The 21,286-nt window shown below is 61.3% G+C and carries 20 protein-coding genes; 8 read left to right on the top strand and 12 right to left on the bottom strand.

The genetic code is table 11. From position 1 onward, the window contains the following. From QCL65_RS05695 to QCL65_RS05685, 3 genes are all read left to right on the top strand, one after another. Positions 1-3,150 carry an efflux RND transporter permease subunit gene (locus QCL65_RS05695; protein ID WP_407315319.1) on the top strand — a complete coding sequence of 1,050 codons (3,150 nt, stop codon included), beginning with the start codon at positions 1-3 and terminating at the stop codon, positions 3,148-3,150. Further along, on the top strand, positions 3,147-4,595 hold the full coding sequence (locus QCL65_RS05690) for an AdeC/AdeK/OprM family multidrug efflux complex outer membrane factor (RefSeq protein ID WP_407315317.1): 1,449 nt from the start codon (positions 3,147-3,149) through the stop codon (positions 4,593-4,595). The genes QCL65_RS05695 and QCL65_RS05690 overlap by 4 nt, the downstream gene beginning before the upstream one ends. 252 nt (positions 4,596-4,847) lie before the next feature. After that, on the top strand, positions 4,848-6,083 hold the full coding sequence (locus QCL65_RS05685) for an OprD family porin (RefSeq protein WP_407316681.1): 1,236 nt from the start codon (positions 4,848-4,850) through the stop codon (positions 6,081-6,083). Positions 6,084-6,193: 110 nt separating this feature from the next. Here QCL65_RS05685 and QCL65_RS05680 read toward each other — a convergent pair whose 3' ends face one another. Continuing rightward, positions 6,194-6,973, bottom strand: a complete 780-nt coding sequence (locus tag QCL65_RS05680) for a class I SAM-dependent methyltransferase (RefSeq protein ID WP_407315316.1) — start codon at positions 6,971-6,973, stop codon at positions 6,194-6,196. Positions 6,974-7,070: 97 nt separating this feature from the next. Between QCL65_RS05680 and QCL65_RS05675 the strand changes: the two genes are divergently transcribed. Continuing rightward, complete coding sequence (locus QCL65_RS05675) at positions 7,071-7,682, top strand: energy transducer TonB (RefSeq protein WP_407315315.1); 612 nt, start codon at positions 7,071-7,073, stop codon at positions 7,680-7,682. On the opposite strand, the gene QCL65_RS05670 is transcribed toward QCL65_RS05675, so the two are convergent. The 6 genes from QCL65_RS05670 to ppc all read right to left on the bottom strand — a co-directional run bounded on the left by QCL65_RS05670 (position 7,679) and on the right by ppc (position 14,112). Next, positions 7,679-8,374: an extensin family protein gene (locus tag QCL65_RS05670; RefSeq protein ID WP_407315314.1), complete on the bottom strand. Its 696-nt coding sequence runs from the start codon at positions 8,372-8,374 to the stop codon at positions 7,679-7,681. The two genes, QCL65_RS05675 and QCL65_RS05670, sit on opposite strands and share 4 nt — an antisense overlap. Before the next feature lie 84 nt (positions 8,375-8,458). After that, positions 8,459-9,331, bottom strand: a complete 873-nt coding sequence (locus QCL65_RS05665) for a DUF72 domain-containing protein (RefSeq protein ID WP_407315313.1) — start codon at positions 9,329-9,331, stop codon at positions 8,459-8,461. A gap of 1 nt (position 9,332) precedes the next feature. Further along, complete coding sequence (locus tag QCL65_RS05660) at positions 9,333-9,623, bottom strand: hypothetical protein (RefSeq protein ID WP_407315312.1); 291 nt, start codon at positions 9,621-9,623, stop codon at positions 9,333-9,335. A gap of 165 nt (positions 9,624-9,788) precedes the next feature. Continuing rightward, positions 9,789-10,460 carry a tRNA (adenosine(37)-N6)-threonylcarbamoyltransferase complex dimerization subunit type 1 TsaB gene (tsaB, locus tag QCL65_RS05655; RefSeq protein ID WP_407315311.1) on the bottom strand — a complete coding sequence of 224 codons (672 nt, stop codon included), beginning with the start codon at positions 10,458-10,460 and terminating at the stop codon, positions 9,789-9,791. Between the two features lie 78 nt (positions 10,461-10,538). Next, the gene (gene adk, locus QCL65_RS05650) at positions 10,539-11,186 is read right to left on the bottom strand and encodes an adenylate kinase (RefSeq protein WP_407315310.1); all 648 of its coding nucleotides are present in this window, start codon (positions 11,184-11,186) and stop codon (positions 10,539-10,541) included. A 286-nt stretch (positions 11,187-11,472) separates the two neighbouring features. Then, positions 11,473-14,112 carry a phosphoenolpyruvate carboxylase gene (gene ppc / locus QCL65_RS05645; protein WP_407315309.1) on the bottom strand — a complete coding sequence of 880 codons (2,640 nt, stop codon included), beginning with the start codon at positions 14,110-14,112 and terminating at the stop codon, positions 11,473-11,475. A 152-nt stretch (positions 14,113-14,264) separates the two neighbouring features. Between ppc and QCL65_RS05640 the strand changes: the two genes are divergently transcribed. The 3 genes from QCL65_RS05640 (at position 14,265) to QCL65_RS05630 (ending at position 16,075) form a co-directional block, all read left to right on the top strand. Further along, the gene (locus QCL65_RS05640) at positions 14,265-14,612 is read left to right on the top strand and encodes a pilin assembly protein (protein ID WP_407315308.1); all 348 of its coding nucleotides are present in this window, start codon (positions 14,265-14,267) and stop codon (positions 14,610-14,612) included. Between the two features lie 204 nt (positions 14,613-14,816). After that, positions 14,817-15,230: a DUF4398 domain-containing protein gene (locus tag QCL65_RS05635; RefSeq protein WP_407316679.1), complete on the top strand. Its 414-nt coding sequence runs from the start codon at positions 14,817-14,819 to the stop codon at positions 15,228-15,230. Positions 15,231-15,289: 59 nt separating this feature from the next. Continuing rightward, on the top strand, positions 15,290-16,075 hold the full coding sequence (locus QCL65_RS05630; protein ID WP_407315307.1) for an OmpA family protein: 786 nt from the start codon (positions 15,290-15,292) through the stop codon (positions 16,073-16,075). A gap of 65 nt (positions 16,076-16,140) precedes the next feature. Here QCL65_RS05630 and QCL65_RS05625 read toward each other — a convergent pair whose 3' ends face one another. From QCL65_RS05625 to QCL65_RS05605, 5 genes are read right to left on the bottom strand one after another with little or no spacing between them, the layout of a single operon-like run. Further along, the gene (locus QCL65_RS05625; protein WP_407315306.1) at positions 16,141-16,443 is read right to left on the bottom strand and encodes a hypothetical protein; all 303 of its coding nucleotides are present in this window, start codon (positions 16,441-16,443) and stop codon (positions 16,141-16,143) included. After that, the gene (locus QCL65_RS05620; RefSeq protein ID WP_407315305.1) at positions 16,436-17,347 is read right to left on the bottom strand and encodes an alpha/beta hydrolase; all 912 of its coding nucleotides are present in this window, start codon (positions 17,345-17,347) and stop codon (positions 16,436-16,438) included. The genes QCL65_RS05625 and QCL65_RS05620 overlap by 8 nt, the downstream gene beginning before the upstream one ends. After that, positions 17,319-18,596: a flavohemoglobin expression-modulating QEGLA motif protein gene (locus tag QCL65_RS05615; RefSeq protein WP_407315304.1), complete on the bottom strand. Its 1,278-nt coding sequence runs from the start codon at positions 18,594-18,596 to the stop codon at positions 17,319-17,321. Before QCL65_RS05615 ends, QCL65_RS05620 begins: the two co-directional genes overlap by 29 nt. 19 nt (positions 18,597-18,615) lie before the next feature. Next, positions 18,616-19,185 carry a hypothetical protein gene (locus QCL65_RS05610; protein WP_407315303.1) on the bottom strand — a complete coding sequence of 190 codons (570 nt, stop codon included), beginning with the start codon at positions 19,183-19,185 and terminating at the stop codon, positions 18,616-18,618. Positions 19,186-19,218: 33 nt separating this feature from the next. Next, complete coding sequence (locus QCL65_RS05605) at positions 19,219-19,932, bottom strand: TetR/AcrR family transcriptional regulator (RefSeq protein WP_407315302.1); 714 nt, start codon at positions 19,930-19,932, stop codon at positions 19,219-19,221. A 268-nt stretch (positions 19,933-20,200) separates the two neighbouring features. Here QCL65_RS05605 and QCL65_RS05600 point away from each other — a divergent pair, with 268 nt between their 5' ends. Further along, entirely contained in the window at positions 20,201-21,283 is a 1,083-nt protein-coding gene (locus tag QCL65_RS05600) for an aminotransferase class I/II-fold pyridoxal phosphate-dependent enzyme (protein WP_407315301.1), read from the top strand. Positions 21,284-21,286 lie beyond the last annotated feature (3 nt).

Raw genomic sequence — 21,286 nt, 5'->3', positions numbered from 1 at the left:
ATGTCGAAGTTCTTTATCGACCGCCCCATTTTCGCCTGGGTTATCGCCCTGGTGATCATGCTGGTGGGCTGCTTGTCGATCCTCAAGCTGCCGATCAACCAATACCCGGCCATTGCGCCCACCGCTATCGATATCCAGGTCACCTACCCAGGTGCTTCCGCACAGACCGTGCAGGACACCGTGGTGCAGATCATCGAGCAGCAGCTCAACGGTATCGATAACCTGCGTTACGTGTCGTCAGACAGCAACTCCGACGGCAGCATGACCATTACTGTAACCTTCAACCAGGGTACTAACCCTGACATCGCGCAAGTTCAGGTGCAAAACAAGCTCAACCTGGCCACCCCGTTGCTGCCGCAGGAAGTGCAGTCCCAGGGCCTGCGCGTGACCAAGTCGGTGAAGAACTTCCTGATGGTGATCGGTCTGGTGTCCGAAGACGGCAGCATGACCAAGGACGACTTGTCTAACTACATCGTCTCAAACATTCAGGACCCGATCTCGCGGACCGCTGGGGTCGGTGACTTCCAGGTGTTCGGTTCGCAGTACGCCATGCGCATCTGGCTCGACCCCGCCAAGCTGAACAACTTTCAACTGACCCCAGTGGATGTCAGTACCGCCGTTAGCGCGCAAAACGTACAGATCGCAACCGGCCAGTTGGGTGGTTTGCCTGCGCTGCCAGGCACTCAGTTGAACGCCACCATCATCGGCAAAACCCGCCTGCAGACCGCCGAGCAGTTCGGCAACATTCTGCTCAAGGTCAACAGCGATGGCTCCCAGGTACGGCTGCGCGACGTTGCGCGGATCGCTCTGGGTGGGCAGAACTACAGCGTCGATGCTCAGTTCAATGGTAACCCCGCCTCCGGTATGGCGATCAAACTGGCCTCCGGCGCCAACGCCCTGGACACCGCCAAGGCGATCCGCGAGACCGTGACCAACCTCGAGCCTTTCTTCCCGCCGGGCATGAAAGTGGTGTACCCGTACGACACCACCCCAGTGGTGACCGAGTCGATCTCCGGCGTAGTGCATACCCTGGGCGAAGCCATCGTGCTGGTGTTCCTGGTGATGTACCTGTTCCTGCAGAATTTCCGCGCCACCGTCATCACCACGATGACCGTGCCGGTGGTCTTGCTGGGTACGTTCGGCATCCTGGCCGCCTTCGGCTTTACCATCAACACCCTGACCATGTTCGGCATGATCCTGGCCATCGGCCTATTGGTGGACGACGCCATCGTGGTGGTGGAGAACGTCGAACGGGTCATGGCCGAAGAGCATCTATCGCCCAAGGAAGCCACGAAAAAGTCCATGGGGCAGATTCAGGGCGCGCTGGTGGGTATTGCCCTGGTGCTCTCGGCAGTACTCTTGCCGATGGCGTTTTTCGGTGGTTCCACCGGGGTGATCTACAAGCAGTTCTCGATCACCATCGTCTCGGCCATGGCCTTGTCGGTACTGGTTGCGCTGATCTTCACCCCGGCCCTTTGCGCCACTATGCTCAAGCCCATTGACCCGGCGAAGCACGGCCAGCCCAAACGTGGCTTCTTCGGCTGGTTCAACCGTTCGTTCGACCGCACCGTGGTGAGCTACGAGCGCGGTGTGGGCAACATGATCAAGCACAAAGTCCCCTCGATCATCGTTTACCTGGTGATCGTGGCAGGTATGGTCTGGCTGTTCACACGCATTCCCAGCGACTTCCTGCCGGCCGAAGACCAAGGAGTAATTTTCGTTCAGGTGCAGACCCCTTCCGGTTCATCCGCTGAACGTACGCAGAAGGTCCTTGATGACGCCCGCGCTTACCTGCTTGACGCCGAACATGGCGAAGGCAAGGGGGTCAAGTCGGTGTTCACGGTCAACGGCTTCAACTTCGCCGGCCGTGGCCAGAGCTCGGGCCTAGCCTTCGTGATGCTCAAGCCTTGGGACGAACGCGACGCCGATAATGCCGTGGCGAACATCGCCCAACGCGCCCAGGCGCACTTCGCCAGCTTCCGTGATGCGGTGGCCTTCGCCGTAGTGCCACCGTCGGTGCTGGAGCTGGGTAACGCCACAGGCTTTGACTTCTACCTGCAGGACCAGGGTGGCGTCGGTCACGAAAAACTGCTCGAAGCGCGTAACCAGTTCCTCGGTATGGCGGCGCAGAGCAAGATCCTCGCCGGGGTACGCCCGAACGGGCTGAACGACGAGCCGCAATACCAGTTGATCGTCGACGACGAGAAAGCCAGTGCGCTGGGCATCACCCTGTCCAATATCAACCAGACCCTGTCCATCGCCTTGGGCGGCAGCTACGTGAACGACTTCATCGACCGTGGTCGAGTGAAGAAGGTTTACGTACAGGGTGAAGCCGCCAGCCGCATGACCCCGGAAGACCTGAACAAATGGTTCGTGCGTAACGACGCCGGCACCATGGTGCCGCTGTCGGCCATCGCCCGCGGCGAGTGGACCTACGGTTCGCCCAAGCTGTCGCGCTATAACGGCGTGGCGGCCATGGAGATCCTCGGTACGCCGGCACCGGGCTATAGCTCGGGTGACGCCATGGCTGAAGTAGAAGCGCTGATCAAAAAGCTGCCGGAAGGTATTGGTTATTCGTTCACCGGTCTGTCATTCGAAGAGCGCTTGTCTGGTTCGCAGGCACCGGCTTTGTATGCCTTGTCGATCCTGGTGGTGTTCCTCTGCCTGGCGGCACTCTATGAGAGCTGGTCGATTCCAATCGCGGTCATCTTGGTGGTGCCGCTGGGTGTGATCGGGGCGCTGCTGGCCACCAGCTTGCGCGGTTTGAACAACGACGTGTTCTTCCAGGTGGGGCTGTTAACCACCATCGGCCTGGCGGCGAAAAACGCCATTCTGATCGTCGAGTTCGCCAAAGAGCTGCATGAGCAGGGCAAGAGCATCATGGACTCGGCGATCGAGGCCTGCCGCATGCGTCTGCGCCCCATCATCATGACCTCCATGGCGTTCATCCTGGGCGTAGTGCCCCTGGCGATCTCTACTGGCGCCGGCTCGGGCAGCCAGCACGCCATTGGTACCGGCGTGATCGGCGGTATGATCACCGCCACCGTCCTGGCGATATTCTGGGTGCCTTTGTTCTTCGTCCTTGTTTCGTCAATGTTCAAAGGCAAGAACAAAGAAACCGAAACCCCACATGAAGAGGCTGGGCAATGACCAAGTCCCTGTTGTCACTCGCCGTTGCCGCCTTTGTGCTGGGCGGTTGCTCGCTGATCCCCGACTACCAGCAACCCGCTGCGCCGGTCGCGGCGCAGTACCCGCAAGGGCCGGCGTACAATCCGGCCCAAGCGGCCGACATCGCCGCAGCCGAACAGGGCTGGCGGCACTTTTTCAATGACCCGGCCTTGCAGCAGTTGATCCAAGCGTCCCTGGAAAACAACCGCGACCTGCGGGTCGCAGCGCTGAACATCGAAGCCTACCGGGCGCAGTACCGCATCCAGCGGGCCGACCTGTTCCCGGCGATTTCGGCCGACGCCAGCGGCACCCGCCAGCGCACCCCGGCCGACCTCTCGCAAACCGGGCGGACCAATATCTCCAGTCAGTACTCGGCAACCCTGGGGGTCAGTTCCTATGAACTGGACCTGTTCGGCCGAGTTCGTAGCCTTAGCGAGCAAGCACTGGAAACCTACTTGTCCAGTGAAGAGGCGCGCCGTTCGACGCAGATCAGCCTGGTGGCCAGCGTGGCCAACGCTTACTTCACTTGGCAGGCCGACCAAGCGCTGCTCAAACTCACCCAAGACACCCTGCAAACGTTCGAACAGAGCCTCAAGCTGACGTCGCGCAGCGCTGAAGTGGGAGTGTCTTCGGCCCTCGACCTGGCCCAGGCACGCACCTCAGTGGAAAGCGCCCGGGTCAGCCTGGCCACCTATCAGCGCCAAGTGGCCCAGGACCAGAACAACCTGGTCTTGCTACTGGGCACTGGCCTGCCTGACAACCTGGCCAAACCGCAACCACTGGATGCAGAACTGCTGGCCAGCCTGCCTGCCGGCTTGCCCTCCGACCTGCTGACCCGGCGCCCGGACATCCTGGAGGCCGAACACGCCCTCAAGGCCTCCAACGCCAACATTGGTGCCGCTCGGGCGGCGTTCTTCCCCAGCATTACGCTCACCGCTAACGCTGGTACGTCCAGTTCCGACCTCTCGGGCCTGTTCAACGCCGGCTCCGGTAGCTGGCTGTTTACCCCCAGCATCAGCCTGCCGATTTTCAACGCCGGTAACCTGCGGGCTAGCCTGGATTACTCGAAAATCCAGAAAGACATCAACGTCGCGAACTACGAAAAGGCTATTCAAACCGCCTTCCAGGAAGTCTCCGACGGGCTAGCCGCACGCAAGACCTACGTCGACCAACTGCAGGCCCAGCGTGACAGCGTGCAGGCCAATCAGGACTACTACCGTTTGGCTGAGCGGCGTTACCGTATTGGGGTGGACAGCAACCTGACCTTCCTCGACGCCCAGCGCTCCCTGTTCAGTGCCCAGCAGTCGCAAATTACCGACCGTCTGTCGCAACTGACCAGCGAAGTCAATTTATACAAAGCCCTGGGCGGTGGCTGGTATGAGCGCACCGGCCAGGCTCAGGCCGGCAAAACGGCGCCTCAGGGCTAGCCTCTAGTCTGAAAAATGAAGCCCGCCCCATGGCGGGCTTTTTCTTGGGCAGTAAAACTCCACTACAATGGACCAACCAGTTAGTGTTCGTTTATCGCCCGTTTTTTAAAAAGGCATATTGAACCGTTTGGTTAACAACGCCAACCTCAGCCTGAATGTAACAAGGTGTTTTCGGACACAGGCTTTGACTAAAAAAAAACCAATAAAAAACAGGTCTCTCGCATGCACGACTTTCCTCGCCGTACCCCTCGGATGCTCTCGCAGTTCATTGCCGTTGCCGTTGGCAGCAGCACCCTACCGATCTTCGCGGCTGAGTCAGGCTTTGTCGAAGACGCCAAGGTTTCGCTGAACCTGCGCAACTTTTACATCAACCGCAACTTCGTCGACCCGGCCAACGCCCAGGGTAAAGCCGAAGAGTGGACGCAAAACTTCATTCTTGACGCTCGCTCAGGGTTTACCCAGGGCTTCATCGGCGTGGGCGTGGATGTATTGGGCCTCTATTCGCAGAAGCTCGACGGCGGCGGCGGTACCGGCGGCACCCAGTTACTGCCGATCCACTCCGATGGCAAACCAGCCGACAACTTTGGTCGCCTGGGCGTAGCCCTCAAGGCAAAAATTTCGCGTACCGAACTCAAAGTCGGCGAATGGATGCCGGTGTTGCCGATCCTGCGCTCCGATGACGGCCGTTCCCTGCCGCAGACCTTCCAGGGCGGCCAGATCACCTCCCAGGATATTGCCGGGGTGACGCTCTACGGCGGTCAGTTCCAGGGCAACAGCCCGCGCAACGACGCCAGCATGGAAGACATGTTCATGCAGGGCCGCGGTGGGATCACGTCTGACCGCTTTAACTTTGTCGGTGGTGAATACACCTTTAACGACAAGCGCACGATGATCGGCGTGTGGAACGCGCAGCTTGAAGACATCTACAAGCAGCAGTACGTACAAGTGCTGCACAGTCAGCCCATCGGCGACTGGACGCTGGGCGCCAACCTGGGCTATTTCCACGGTAAGGAAGACGGCAGCGCCCTGGCGGGTGACTTGGACAACAATACCTATTCAGCACTGTTGTCGGCCAAGTACGGCAGCCAGACCTTTTATGTCGGCCTGCAAAAACTCACCGGCGACAACGCCTGGATGCGAGTCAACGGCACCAGCGGTGGCACACTGGCTAACGACTCTTACAACTCCAGCTTCGACAACGCTGAGGAGAAGTCCTGGCAGTTACGCCATGACCTCAACTTCACCACCTGGGGCGTGCCAGGCCTGACCCTGATGAACCGCTACATCAGCGGCAGCAATGTGCATGTCGGCGCGGTCACCGATGGCAAGGAATGGGTACGCGAGACCGAACTGGCTTATGTCATCCAGAGCGGCACCCTGAAAAGCCTGAGCCTGCGCCTGCGTAACTCGTCGATCCGCCGTGACTACAACAGCAACCAGTTCGACGAGAACCGAGTGATCGTTAGCTACCCGTTGAGCATTCTTTAAGGTCAAAAGATCGGGGCCAAGCGGAGCGCCGCCCGGCCCCCTCCTACAATCGGCTGAACCGTAGGAGGGGCCGGGCGGCGCTCCGCTTGGCCCCGATCCCTTCTGCGTTATCAGCCCTTCAGCGCTTTTTTCGGGTAAATATCGTAGCGACTCGATTTACCCTCCAGGCTATGGCTTGGCTTGACCCCCTCGATAATCGGCGCCTTACGCGGGCGTTTGACCACCACCCGGTGAGTGGCCAATGCCAGGGCCTGGGCCAATAACGCCGGCGCGTCCAGGTCATCACCGACCAATGGGCGAAACAGGCGCATTTCCTTTTTGACCAATGCACTCTTCTCTCGATGGGGAAACATGGGGTCCAGGTAGATCACCTGAGGCGGCGCGTCAGCCCAGGTGCCCATGACCTCAATGGCATTGCCGTTGTACAAACGCATCCGCGCCACGATCTGGCCGACCTCAGGGTCGCCCTCAGCCCTGGCCAACCCATCGGCGAGCAACGCCGCAATGATCGGCTGGCGCTCGATCAGGCCCATCTCGCAGCCCAAACTGGCCAACACAAAGGCATCCTTACCCAATCCGGCCGTGGCATCCAGCACCTGCGGGCGCACGCCGGGCTGCACGCCCACGGCCTTGGCGATCATCTGCCCACTGCCGCCGCCAAACAGGCGCCGATGGGCCACCGCCCCTTCGACGAAGTCCACCCGCACCGCCCCCGGGGCCTGCGGGCCTAGCTGTTGCAATTGCAGCCCGTGCTCGGTGACCTGCAACTCGAACTCGGCAGCGCCCACCTGTAATGGCAGGCCAAGGCGCTGCGCCCACGCCTCGGCCTGGGATTGCAGTGCGGCAGTTTGCGCCTGCACCTGAATACGAACACCTGCTAGCTGCTGCACCGAATAAATCCTGTATGAAAAAACTAAACGATCGGCCATTGCCGCCGATAAGGCTTATGTCCAGGCATTTTGCCAGAGCCCAGGTGTTTCGAGTGCCATGTCGAACCTTCAATACGCCTCGCTAGATTACATTTCGCCAGTCGGTGATTACGCTCTGCGTAACACCCAAGCGCTGAGCGGCGTAAGCCAGTTGTGGCAAGACTTCTTCGCCCAGGCAATGGCGGACCAACTGGGCGAACAGCCGGCCGAGGCGGCACCGGCGCTGCCAGTGAGCAGCGAGGGCGAGCCTACCTTTGGCAGCGACTTGCTGGCACATATTCACTCGCAACGCCTGTGCAACGTCACCGAAACCGAAATCAAGCCACCCGAGCCTTTGTTTCTGCCCATCGCCGAATTCGAGCTGGACCTGCTGGACAAAGCCGCCCCGCCCTTTTCCGCCGACGAATTGCTCGCCCAGCAGAAAGGCCTCGACTTCGAAAATGGCTGGTTGCGCCCCATCGTTCTGAATGCTGGCCAAACTCACGAACCTGGCCCCGCCCCACAACCGCGCCCCCTGCGCCTGCCCATCGCCGAGTTCGAACTGGACTTACTCGACAAGCCGGCCAAGCCTTACGACGGCCCGACCCTGGTCGAGCAACAGAAGCAACTGGACTTCGACAACGGTTGGGCACGCCCAATCGTCCTGCAGAACCTTCGCCTGGCCGCCTAACGACATACGCCCCAACGGCCCATGTCCAAATGAAAATGGTTACGGTGGGCAGCATTGTACTCGGGCCCCAGCACTGCATTGAAGCTCTCGCACGCGCCATCACGCACCTGACGCAGGAACCGCGCGTTATCCCCCTCCCCTGGCCAATCGCGCAATACGCTGATGCGCCGGCCATCGCCCAGGCGAAAACCCGCGATATCCAGCGCATTGGCGCTGGCGTGCTGGCTAAGCCGCCCGCTGCTGCGGTTGTAGACATTACGGCAGGCAAAGCTACCCAAGTGGTCGACCTGGCTCACGGGCTGCCCATACACCGCCTGGGCGGCGGGCTGTAGGGTATGCCGTTCAAATAACGCGAACGCCACCGCCAACGGGCAACTGGCAAGAAAGCTACTGCTCAAACGCACGCTGCCTCCTTGCACACGTAATACGTCCGTCAGCGGGCAGCGAGCAGACGCCGGGCTGTCGGCTTGGCGGCGGTAGGTCAAATTGGCCGTGGCCAGCACTTGTGCGCACAACGCGGGGTCGTCCCGCACACGCCCCAGCTTGTAACGGGTCAATGGGTTGGGCGGGTCTTGCACGTTGAGGGGCGCCCAGGGGTTCCATGCCGGTGGCACGTTAAGCAATTGCTTCCACACAGCAAAAGGTGGCCCGATGAGCAAGGCGAGCGGCAACAGCCAACGCAGCCACCTCATCAGGCCAGCACTGGGACGAAGGGAGCAGCGCGATAGGTTTGCAGGTCCACAGATGCACTCCGGCTAACAAGGCCTGCCGCGCGTCTACAGCAACCCGAGCTGCTGCTGAGGAGCGGGCTGCCGGTCGCGCGGTGTCTCAGGTAGGGCTGGCAGGCCGGGTAAACGTTCCATCAAAAACGTGTGGAAACGTTGCGCCAGCGCGGCGGCGTGCAGGTTGTCGGCGGTGTGCAGAAACACATAGGGCGTACGCCCTTCTTCAATCCAGCCAGCGACTTTGTCCAGCCACGGTTGCAGGAAGGTATCGTTCGCCTCCAACTGCGGATGGCCTATGAAGCGGACTTGTGGCGCCTGGGTGAACGCTGTGGGCCGAGGCGGGACCCGCGGCTTTTTCGACTGGGCATGCAGCACCGAGGGTTCGCGGGACTGGCAACTGAATAACGCACGCGGGTCAAGGCAGATACGCTCGACACCGGCATCGAGCAGCAAACGGTTCAACGCCCGCTCTTCGTCGCCTTTGGCGAAAAACTGCGGATGGCGTACTTCCACAGCTACAGGCTGCGCGATATCGTCGATAAACAGGGCCAACTCGGCCAGCCGCCCGGGGTGAAACTGCGCCGGCAACTGCAGCCACAACGGCGCCACCCGCTGCCCCAATGGCTTAAGCAGCTCGATAAAACTGTGGGCGGCCGGCAGTTGCCCGCGCAAGTCGTCACTGTGGCTGATGTCGCGGGGGAACTTGGCGGTGAAGCGAAAATGTTCGGGCATGGCTGCGGCCCAGCGCTCCACCGTGGCAGGGGCGGGTCGGGCATAGAAGGTGGTATTGCCTTCGACGGCATTGAAGAACGCCGCGTAGTGGCTCAGCAGGTCGGCGGGGCGGGCGTCGTCGGGGTACAGAGAACCGCGCCAGGCCTGCTCGCTCCAGGAGGGGCATCCGAGGAAATAAGGCAGCCCGCTCACGTCAGATATGGACGTCCAGGCCCAACACTTGGCTGTCCCACTCGACAAAACCGGCAGTGCTCAGGTAGCTGGCCAACGCCGTGGCGGCGCGGCGGCTCATCGAGCGTGGGAAGATCATGTCCTGCTGGCGAGCTGGCAGGTTGCTGACCGTGCCGCCGCTGCGCGAACGCTGGGGCTGCGCGGGAACGAGTTCGCCTTCGATATCCTCGACATTATCGTCGACCACCGCCGAACCTTTGCGGGGTTTGCGCTTGATCGGGTAGGACTGCGAGGAAAATCCATCTATACGCATACGAGCTAACTCGGTTTCGATAGTGGCAATCTACCGGCACTGCCTGTGCCAAACAATTGCCTGAGTGATAACTAGACCACATAACCGGCAAAAGTTTCAGGACAAACAGGGTTTTACCGACGAATTGTCATGTGATTGCGACGAAGTTCGCCCAAACCACGGCCATTAACGCGCCTTGGGTGTGGCCACTTTGTCTCGCAAATAGACCGGCTGCGCCATGTCCGCCGCCAGCGCTTCGCCCCTGGCCCAGGCAAAACCCGCCAGGGTGAGCAAGTCTTCAGCGTGGGGTAGCAGAGTGGCGTCCTGCTGGGCTACTTGCGCAGCTAGGCGCTCGCCATAGCCCCAGCCGGTTCCCGCGCCGAACCATTGACCGCCGCCTGGGGCGAGGCTGACCGCAGCCGGAGCCAGCACGGCCTCCTCGCCCACCAAGCGCATCTCCCCCGCATTTTCTCGATAGCAACCCCAGTACACCTCGTCCATGCGTGCATCGATAGCCGCTGCCACTTGGGTAGCACCGTGCTCGCGGTAGGCGCGCTGGGCCAGCAGCGCCAGGTTGGACACCGGCAGCACGGGCCGGTCCAAGGCGAATGCCAAACCCTGGACCACGCCAATGGCAATGCGCACACCCGTGAAGGCGCCAGGGCCGCGTCCGAAGGCAATCGCCTCGACCTGGCCCAAACCAATACCGGCCTGCTGCAACAGGGCCTTGATCATAGGCAGCAGCTTTTGTGCATGCAGGCGCGGAATGACCTCATAGTGGCTGGAAACCTTGCCGTCGTGCAGCAACGCGACGGAACAGGCTTCAGTGGCAGTGTCCAGGGCCAGCAGGGTGGTCATCGGGCGAATCCATGGGGGAAAAGGTCAACATTATAAACGCCAACGGCCCGCAAGCGGGCCGTTGGCGGCACAGGTTATTCAGCTCAGTGCGGCTAGCACCTTGGTGGTGATGTCCTGGACCGAACCGACGCCAGCAATATGGCTGCACTTGGGTTTGCCGTGGGTGGCGGCGAGCTTTTCATAGAACTCCACCAGCGGCTTGGTTTGCGAATGGTAGACCGACAGGCGGTGGCGCACGGTCTCTTCGGTGTCGTCCTTGCGCTGGACCAAGGCCTCACCGGTATTGTCGTCCTTGCCCTCGACTTTAGGTGGGCTGTAGACAGTGTGGTAAACCCGGCCAGAGGCCTCGTGGACGCGCCGGCCAGCGATGCGCTGGACGATCTCTTCGTCGTCGACAGCGATTTCCAGCACATGGTCAAGCATCACACCCTCGTCCACCAACGCTTGAGCCTGGGGAATGGTGCGCGGGAAACCGTCGAACAGGAAGCCTTTGGCGCAGTCGGGTTGCGCGGTGCGCTCTTTGACCAGGGCGATGATCAGGTCATCGGAGACCAGGCCGCCGCTGTCCATCACGCTTTTAGCCTGCAGGCCCAGTTCGGTGCCAGCCTTGACGGCAGCGCGGAGCATGTCCCCGGTGGAAATTTGCGGGATGCCGAATTTTTCGGTAATGAACTTGGCCTGAGTACCTTTGCCGGCTCCGGGAGCTCCCAGCAGAATCACGCGCATCGATATGCTCCTCAATTTTTATAGGAAGATCGTCGGCACCGCCGCCCTATACAGAAAAAAGACGAATAGCAGCGGGCTCGAAAAAACAGGTCACGGCCGTAAAACGACCAAAAGGCTGATCAAGATACACAGCAGGCACAAGCCATACAAGCCACCGAAAGTCGCAGGAACCCTGCGCCCTTGGGCCAGGGCGAATTAGGTAGGCCAAGGTGCAACTCTTGAAGGTTGCACCGGATACGCCAGGTAGCGCCGCTGCGCCCCGTTGCCGGGGCTTCGAGCAGAGGCTTCAGCCGGTATTGCGCAGCCCAGCGGCAATACCCGCCACACTCACCAGCAACGCCTGTTCCAGGGGGCTATCGAGGCTCGCCTCGCGGCTGCGTGAGCGCGCCAGCAACTCGGCCTGCAGCCAGTGCAAAGGGTCCAGGTAAGTATTGCGCAGATTGAAAAACTCCAGGGTCACCGGGCTATGGGCAAGCAAGCGCTGCTGCCCGGTAAGGTTCAACACCACGCTACAGGCCTGCGACAATAGGTCGCGCAAATGCGTGCCTAAGTGTTTCAGTTCTGGGCTGACCAGGCGCTCATCGTAAAGCCGCGCGATTTCGGCGTCCGCCTTGGCCAAAACCATTTCCAGCATATCGATACGCGTGCGGAAAAACGGCCAGCGTTCGCGCATATCCGCCAGCAAATCACCTTTACCCTGCTCTAGCGCACTACTCAACGCTGCTTCCCAGCCCAGCCACGCAGGCAGCATCAAGCGGGTTTGGGTCCAGCCAAAAATCCACGGAATGGCCCTCAGGCTTTCGATACCCCCGGCTCGACGTTTGGCCGGGCGACTGCCCAGTGGCAAACGCCCCAATTCCTGCTCAGGGGTCGACTGGCGGAAATATTCAACGAACTGCGGGTTCTCCCGCACCACCTGGCGGTAGGCCTTGACCCCATCAGCGGCTAGCTCGTCCATCAGCGTACGCCAGGCTGGTTCTGGCAGCGGCGGCGGCAACAAGGTCGCCTCCAGCACAGCGGCCAGATAAAGGTTCAGGTTTTGCTCGGCGATGTCGGGCAAGCCGAACTTGAACCGGATCATTTCCCCCTGCTCTGTGGTCCGAAAACGCCCGGACACCGAGCCGGGCGGCTGCGACAGGATCGCCGCATGGGCCGGGCCACCGCCGCGCCCTACGGTACCGCCACGGCCGTGGAACAACAGCAGTTCAACATCTTGCGCGCGGCAAATATTCACCAGGTTTTCCTGCGCGCGATATTGCGCCCAAGCCGCCGCCGTGGTGCCGGCGTCTTTAGCGGAGTCGGAATAACCGATCATCACCTCTTGCGGGCCGTGCAAACGGCTACGGTAGCCCGGCAATTGCAGCAGATGTTCGATCACCGGCCCGGCGTTATCCAGGTCGGCGAGGGTTTCGAACAGCGGCACTACACGCATCGGCCGCTGCAACCCGGCTTCTTTGAGCAACAATTGCACGGCCAATACGTCGGAGGCTGCTCCCGCCATGGAAATCACATAAGACCCCAGCGAAGCCGATGGGGCTGCTACCACCTCACGGCAGGTGGCAAGCACTTCAGCGGTGTCGGCGGCAGGCTTGAAGTGGCTGGGCAACAAAGGCCGGCGGCTATTCAACTCGCGCACCAGAAAGGCGATGCGCGCCTCTTCGTCCCAATCGCTATAGCGGCCCAGCCCCAAGTAATCGGTGATCTCACTCAAGGCGGCGGCGTGCCGGGTGGAGTCCTGGCGCACGTCGAGGCGGACCAGGAACAGGCCAAAAGTGACGGCCCGGCGCAGGCAATCGAGCAACGGGCCATCGGCAATCACCCCCATCCCACATTCATGCAAGGATTGGAAGCACAGCTCCAGGGGTTCGATAAGTTCGCGGTTGTCCTGCAGCACATCCGCCTCGGCCGGTGTACTCGTAGCCAGCGAGGCCTGGGCCCAGTTACGGGTCACGCGCAGGCGCTCGCGCAGCTGCTTGAGCAACGCCCGATACGGTTCGGCGCTGTCCCCCACCTTGGCGCGCAGCGCGTCGCTGGCCTGCTGCATGGACAACTCGCTGGCCAGGTGATCGACGTCGCGCAAGAACAAATCGGCTGCCATCCAACGCGCCAGCAACAGCACCTCACGGGTGACCGCCGCAGTGACATTGGGGTTGCCATCGCGGTCGCCGCCCATCCACGACGCGAACCGCACCGGCGCCGCCTCCAGGGGCAAGCGCAGCCCGGTGGCCGCGTGCAACGCCTGGTCGACCTTGCGCAAATGGCTGGGCACGGCGTGCCACAGTGAGTTCTCGATGACGGCAAAGCCCCACTTGGCTTCATCCACCGGCGTGGGTCGGCTGCGCCGGATTTCTTCGGTGTGCCAGGCCTCGGCGATCAGCCGCTGCAAGCGCGCTTTGATCTGCTCACGCTCGGCGCTGGTGAGGTCGCGGTGATCCTGCAGGGCCAACTGCGCTGCGATCGCATCGTATTTCTGGATCAAAGTACGCCGGGCCACTTCGGTGGGGTGCGCGGTCAACACCAGCTCGATGCTCAAGCGCCCTACCTGGCGCGCCAACGCCTCGCGCGAGTGCCCGGCGGCCGTTAGCCGGGCCAGCAACTCGGGCAGTACGCGGTTTTCGAAAGGCGCGGGCTGTGCTTCTTCACGGCGGCGGATCAATTGGTATTGCTCAGCGATGTTCGCCAGGTTGAGGAACTGGTTGAACGCCCGCGCCACCGGCAGCAGCTCGTCTTCGCCAAGGTCGGCCAGGCTGGAGCCCAGCTGTTCTTCGCCGGCCGCCTGGTTGTTGCGCCGATCCGCTTTGGCGCCACGGCGGATTCGCTCGATCTTTTCCAGAAACCCATTGCCGTATTGCTCGCGAATGGTGTTGCCGAGTAACTCGCCTAACAGGTGAACGTCTTCGCGCAAGCGCACATCGATATCTGACATCGGCTTTGTCTCCGATCTGAACGACCGCTTGCCCAACGCCAGCCGATTGGCAGCGCGAATGAACAAGCACACGGGAAATGGCTCCAATGCAGAGTGCCCACCTGAATCGATTCTTTCAAGGGCACGCTCCATGCTCTGACGACGAGGCCTGTATGAAAATCCGTGAGCTTGCGCAACACTGGGAAGAGAACGCCAAAGGCCGCCTGACCGACACTGGCTACAACATTCACTTGGACGTGGAATCGGCCGCACGGCTCGCCGCGCTGACCGAGATGTACCCCAAGCACCACCCTGAAGAGTTGCTGGGCGAATTGATCGGCGCCGCCCTGGAAGAACTTGAAGGCAGCTTTCCCTACGTGAAAGGCCAGAAAGTGATCGCGACCGATGAAGAAGGTGACCCGATGTTCGAGGACATCGGCCCGACTCCCCGCTTCCTTGCCCTATCGCGGCGCTACCTGCACGACCTCTCCAGCACCCGCACCACCCCCAGCGAAGACTAATCCACGGCTCTGCCCGCCCGGCCTGCGAGGCCGGCGGCAGGCCAACGCAAGGACAGTAACGCTGCCGTTACACACCCCCCGAATATTTTCTGAACTATCCAAAAATGCCACCGGTCAGACCCAATAGCCATGACGCCAAAAGCCGTCGAGCTTAAAGGCTGCGTTTGGCTCAAAAGTTTTTTGTTGTATTTCCAGAGTTACCTATTGGAGTTGAAGATCATGAAGACCAGCACTGCCAAAGCCTCATCCAACCCTATGCGCGGGCTGAAACTGGCGGCCCTCGCGCTAGGTAGCAGCTTTATTCTGGCCGGTTGTGCCGGCAACCCACCTTCGGAGCAGTTCGCTGTGAGCCAGTCCGCGGTCAACAGCGCTGTTAGCTCTGGTGGTACCGAGTTTGCCGCCGTTGAAATGAAAGCGGCCCAAGACAAGCTCAAGCAAGCCGAAATCGCCATGCACGACGAAAAGTATGACGAAGCCCGCCGCCTGGCTGAACAGGCCGAATGGGATGCCCGTGTCGCTGAGCGCAAAGCCCAGGCCGCCAAGGCCGAGAAGGCTGTGCAGGACGCTCGCCAGGGTGTCAACGACCTGCGTGATGAAGCGTCGCGCTCCGTGCAGTGATTGCAGTGGGCTTAGCCCTGCACTTGCCATTCGATATTGATTGAAGGATGAATTACACCATGCAAAAACAACTGATGATCCCTGCCCTGTTGGCTCTGAGCGTTGGCCTGGCGGCGTGCTCGACACCTCCTAACCCGAACCTGGAACAGGCGCGCACCAACTTCAGCAGCCTGCAAACCAACCCCAAGTCCAGCACCCTGGCGGCCCTGGAAACCAAAGACGCTTCCGAGTGGCTGGACAAGGCTGACAAGGCTTTCCGCGACGACGCTGACGCGAAAAAAGTCGACCAACTGGCTTACCTGACCAACCAACGCGTTGAAGTGGCCAAAGAGACCATCGCGCTGCGCAGCGCCGAAGAAGACCTCAAAGGTGCCGCAGCTCAACGTGCCCAGGCTCGCCTGGACGCCCGTGACGCTCAGATCAAGAAGCTGCAAGACAGCCTGAACGCCAAGCAAACCGAACGTGGCACCCTGGTGACCTTCGGTGACGTGCTGTTCGACCTGAACAAAGCTGAGCTGAAATCCGGCGGCATGGTCAACATCAGCAAACTGGCGCAATTCCTTCAGGAAAACCCAGACCGCAAAGTGATCGTCGAAGGCTACACCGACAGCACCGGTTCCGACTCTTACAACCAGAGCCTGTCCGAGCGCCGCGCCCAATCGGTGCAAGTTGCGCTGATCAAAGCCGGCGTCAACCCATCGCGCATCGTCGCTGTGGGCTATGGCAAGCAGTACCCAGTGGCTGATAACACCAGCAACTCGGGCCGCGCCATGAACCGTCGCGTGGAAGTGACCATTTCCAACGACAACCAGCCTGTTGCGCCACGGTCTTCCATGGCCAACTGATTCACGCTGGCGTTAACAACACGGGGGCAAGCGCCACAGCGCTTGCCCCCGTTTGTTTTAAAGCGTCACGGAAGACACCGCACCAACCGCCCTCGCTCGTCCACCAATACCCCGCTCAAGCCCCGCTGCTCCTGATCGAACAACACCAACCTGCCGTCAATACACTGCGCCATTTGGCGAGCCGGTGCGGCCGACGCTTGGTAGGTTTCGCCCGGTAGGGTTTTGAGCATCGTGAACTCGGCCAACAAACGCGCATCCTCTGGCTTGGCGAAATGCACATAGCCGTAGTACCACAGGCAGCCCACCGTGACGAAAACGCTAGCCAAGCTGGTCAGGATCAATGGCACGCCGCTGCGTGGCTCACTCATCCGCCGGCTCAGGGTAATTGGGCACTTCGGCTAGGCGGCGTAGGCCATTGAAGTGCGTCGGGTCATCCAAAAACCGCAGCATCACCTGGCGCCAGGTCTTGTCGGCGAAGGTCTGGACATGGCCGCCGCGGGTCAGTTGGAGCACCCGCGGTGGCGGCGCCGCCTGGTACAGGCTGATGCCGTTTTCCAGAGGCACGATGGGGTCGTCGATGCTGTGGAAGAACAATTTGGGCGGGCCTTGCAGGGTGCCGATCGAGCGGATCGCGCTGTCGCCGTCTGGCACCAGCCACGACAACGGCACCTGGAACGGCCAGGTCAGCCACGAGGTGCTCAACGCGAACTGGCCCACCTTGCGGTAACTGGCGGGCACGCCGTCGAACACCAGTGCCTGCAAGCGCCCAAGCTGCGCCGGGTGCTGCGCCAGGTAATGCACCGCCAGCGCCCCGCCCAGGCTTTGCCCCAACAACACCAGAGGTTTGCCTTGTACCTCCGGCTGCTGGTCAAGCCAGGCGAAGGCGGCATCGACGTCTTGATAAACCGCTGGCAGGCTCGGTTCACCGGCCGATAAGCCGTAGCCCCGGTAGTCGACCATCAATACTTGGTAGCCCTGTTCGGGTAGCCACCAACTGCCGCCCAGGTGCCATGCCAGGTTGCCGCCGTTGCCATGCAAATGCAGGACAGTGCCCTTGACGGCAACGCCCTCCTTGGCGGGCAGCCACCAGCCGTGCAAGCGTGTGCCGTCGGCGCTGCGCAGTTCGACGTCACGGTAAGCGAGCTTAGCTTTTTCGGGGGTGAAGGGCAGCCCGCGCTCCGGGTAGAACAGCAACGAGCTGCAGCCGCCCAGCGCCACCAGCAGGCAGGCAACGCCCAGGGCTCTACAGAATGTTCGAATAGTCGGCTTCAATCCGGTCCAGGCTCAAGTGGTTGAGGAAGTTAGAAAAGCACATCCACGCGGACAGTGCATTGAGGTCGCGAAATTGCTCAGGCAGATATTTGGGCGGTGCCACCAGGCCCTCGTCGACCAGCAGGCGCAGGGTGCGCATATCCTCCAGGGTGGTTTTACCGCAGAACAACAGGGGGATCTGCTCCAGCTTGCCTTTGCGCACCGCCAGCTGGATGTAGTTGTAAACCATGATGAAGCCCTTGAGGTAGGACAGATCCTTGGTAAACGGCAGCCCAGTGGGGGTCGAACCGCGGAACACCCGGCTGGCATTGCCATAGGCCTCGGGCATTTCAAAACCCTGTTCCCGGAAGAACTCGAACACTTGCAGGAAATCGGCCCCCTCCTCCACCATGTGAATCGCTCGGGTGCGGTTGGTCAGCTTGCGCAGGCGGCTGGGGTAGGACGCGAAGGCGATGACTTCCATCAGAATCGCCAGCCCCTCCTGGGTCACGGTAGAAGACGGCGGCCCCTTGGACAAAAAGGTGCAGATAGGCTGGTTGAGCCCGTTCAGGGTGGTGCCCACATGCACCAAGCCCTCGTGCACTTCCAGGGCGCGTACGTCGCGCTCGTTGAACAGGGCGTCGCTGCGGATCTTGATATAGTCGGCGCCAGCAGCGGCATCCGCGACGATGCCGTCGGATTCGAACACGCGAATGGTTTCTTCAGCTTCACCGAAGACTTTATTCAAGCGGCTTTGCAACATCGCCACGGCGTCTTTGGCCGTCAGGGTCTTGGCTTCATCCTTGAGGTCGCCGCGCCCGGCAATGTTGTTGAGGTAGTCCGACAACATCATCCCGAGGTCGGCCAGGGTCGGGTCGCCGGCGTGGAACGCATCCGAGGCGGCGCCATACAGCTCTTGGGAAATCAGCCCGAAGTCCTCGGTGCCACGGGCTTCTAGCATGCGCACGACCATGCGGTATTCCTTGCACATGCGCCGCATGATCTGCCCGACAGGGTTGAACTGGCCGAGCTGGCGCGTCAGGTCGCGCTCGATGTTCTGGAACTCCAGTTTGACGGCGCTGGAGTCAAAGCCCAGTGGGCGATTGAGGTAATAGTCGCGGTCCACGGCGGGCATTTGCTTGCCCTTGCCTTCAAGGAACCCATGGCGGATATTCTCGTCCCACTTGACCGCATCCAGCACCCTGATGGGGGTCTGCGCCTGCACGATCCGGTCGGACAATGCACGTATCGTCTGCTGATACTCGTCCACCCGTAAAGCTCCTTGTCGGTTATTTGGCCCGCTGGTAGCGGGCGATTTCGATGAACACATCTGAATTGGCCGGGTCGTCCAGGTAGGCGAACACCTCCTCCAACGGGCTCTCGACCAACACACCTTCGTTCTGCTGCGCCTCGTAAACTTCGCCGCGCAGGGCCTTTTGCTCCAGCGCTTGCTTGACCTGCTCGACGTCCAGGTTATAGACCACCAACTCGCCACCCTCGGTCAGTTCGAAACCGGCCAAGGCATAACGGCCACCATACTCCTTTGGCATCGTCGCGCTGGCGTACCAGCGGCTGCCGTGGCGCGCGACGGTGAAGTCCACTTGGTCGAGACTCACCTTGGGCTTTTTCCTATCCACCTCGGCGGACTCCAGCGCGCGGCTGGTGGCGTGGTAGCGGTTGGGCCCGACGCGGCTGATGGTCAAATTCAGGTGCTCGCCCCAGGCATCTTTGCTGGCCCACTTACCCAGCAGGTTAGCGGGCGCCGCTTGTTCCGGCGGCAGCGCCTTGGGGAAGGTCACCAGGCAGCCACTGAGCAGCAGCACAGACAGGACAATGGCCAGACGGCGCCAGACGTTCATTCGATTCTCCCGCTACCCATGGGTCACGTCGCTTCAGGCCGAGGCCAGCACCAAGTGCATATAGCGCGTTAAAATCGCCAACATGTCTTCGTCGGGCGAAGACGTGCCAGCGAGCAAGGCTTGATATTCCATCCGGCCGATTATGGCCGTCAACACCTTGGCATCCTGCTGCGGCTCACGAGAGCCCAAAACCTGCAGCAACTGGCAGGCACCGCGCAGCAGTATGCCCTGCTGCGCCCGCACCAGGTGGGCCAATCGCGGGCTCAAGAGGGCCTCTTGCAGAAATGCCTGCTCGGCCATCAAGCAGTCGCGGCGTGCGTGCAACTGCCGCTGTACGTAGTCGGCCGTCATGCGGGCAATCTCATCGGCCAATTGCGCCCGTGACGCAGGGCTGCCGTCGTGGCGTGCCATCACCTCACGCAGCAGCGCCTCGGTACTGGCCCACAGCTTGGCCATGTACGCCGCGCTGTGCTCGATATGCTGGGCGAAGGCGTCGCTGAGCAGGTCGTCGATGTCTTTGAAGTAGTAAGTGGTGGCCGACAATGGTACCTGGGCCTCGGCCGCTACGGCACGGTGGCGCACCGCCCGCACGCCGTCGCGCACGATAATGCGCAAGGTGGCATCGAGGATCTGTTGGCGACGTTGTTCACTGCCCTGGCGGCTGGCCTTACGGCCCTGATACTGGACACTTTCGGCGACGGCGCTGGCGGTATCGGCCGCCCCAAGCAAAGCGATGGCGGGAGTCACGAAGGTTCCTCGGAATTATGGGTTCGACCTACTGCCGCATCCGGCGGCATAGGTGGCTTACCGGCCAGCCTCCCGGTAGTTGAAGGCTAAAACGCTGGACGGTGCTCAATCGGCGATATGGTACGCCTTTAGGATTTGCCTAACATCAGAAAAACGGTCGGCGCGGTTACTAAGCCAATGGGGCTACCACTAACTGGCCCCTTGCCACCGTAAAGCCCCGTACCGCTCAGGCGTCCTCCAAGAAACAACGCCGTGGAGGGACTAAAATATGGATGGTTTATCTCGCCGCCACCTGATGGGCCTGGGCGCTGCCCTACCGCTGCTCAGCCAAGTGAGCTGGGCCGTGTCGGCCCCTACCGATACACCCATACGCCTTAACTACAACGAAAGCCCTATTGGCCCGAGTGCAACTGCCCGGGTTGCCATGCAGGAAGGGATCGCTGGCTGTGGCCGCTATCCGTACCCCTTGCAGTACCAGTTGGTCGAAGTGTTCGCCCGTCAGCAGGGTTTGGCCGGGGACCAGGTGCAGGTGTTTTGTGGCTCCAAGCTAGCGTTGCAATACGCCGTGCACGCCTTTACCGGCCCCGCTAGCCTGGTGGTCGCCGAGCCATCTTATGAAGGGCCGGTCGAAGCGGCCCAGGCGCGCCGCGCCACCGTTCACGCAGTACCGCTGGATGCGCGGCATGCCCATGACGTAGACGCGATGCTGGCGGCCGATGAAGCGCCGGGTCTGATTTACCTGTGCAACCCCAACAACCCCACCGGCACGCTGACGCCAACGGCGGCGATCGAGCGTCTGATCGCCAAGGCGCCGAGCAACACTGTGGTGGTGGTCGACGAAGCCTACATTCACTTCAGCGAAGCCCCCAGCTGTATCCGTTTGGTTAAACATCACCCCAACTTGCTGGTGTTGCGCACCTTCTCCAAGTTGTACGGCATGGCCGGTGCCCGCGTAGGGCTGGCCATTGGGCAGGCCCCGTTACTGCAAGCGCTGGAAGCGTTCGATGGCTATAACGTGGCCGCTGAGCCCAGCCTGCGCGGTGCCTTGGCCAGCCTCCAGGACGCCGCCGTGGTACCGCAGCGTAAACGCACTAACCAACACTTGCGCGACGCCACAGTGGGGCGCTTAGCCGGCGCAGGATGGCGCTGCACGGCCTCCCAGGCCAACTGCTTTATGGTAGACGTACGCCGGCCCGCTGCGCCGGTGGTCGCTGCGCTAGCCAGTGAGCAGGTGTTGGTGGGGCGGGTTTGGCCGAGCTGGCCGACCTGGATACGCGTCAGCGTGGGTGATGACGCGCAGATGCGGCGGTTTGAGGAGGTGTTTTTTCGCGTTTTGCAAGGGATGGGATAGCAT

The organism is Pseudomonas sp. nanlin1 (assembly GCF_045571515.1).
Taxonomy (GTDB): domain Bacteria; phylum Pseudomonadota; class Gammaproteobacteria; order Pseudomonadales; family Pseudomonadaceae; genus Aquipseudomonas.
Note: the sequence above shows the minus strand (reverse complement) of the source record. Positions and strands in the feature narration are given on the sequence as shown.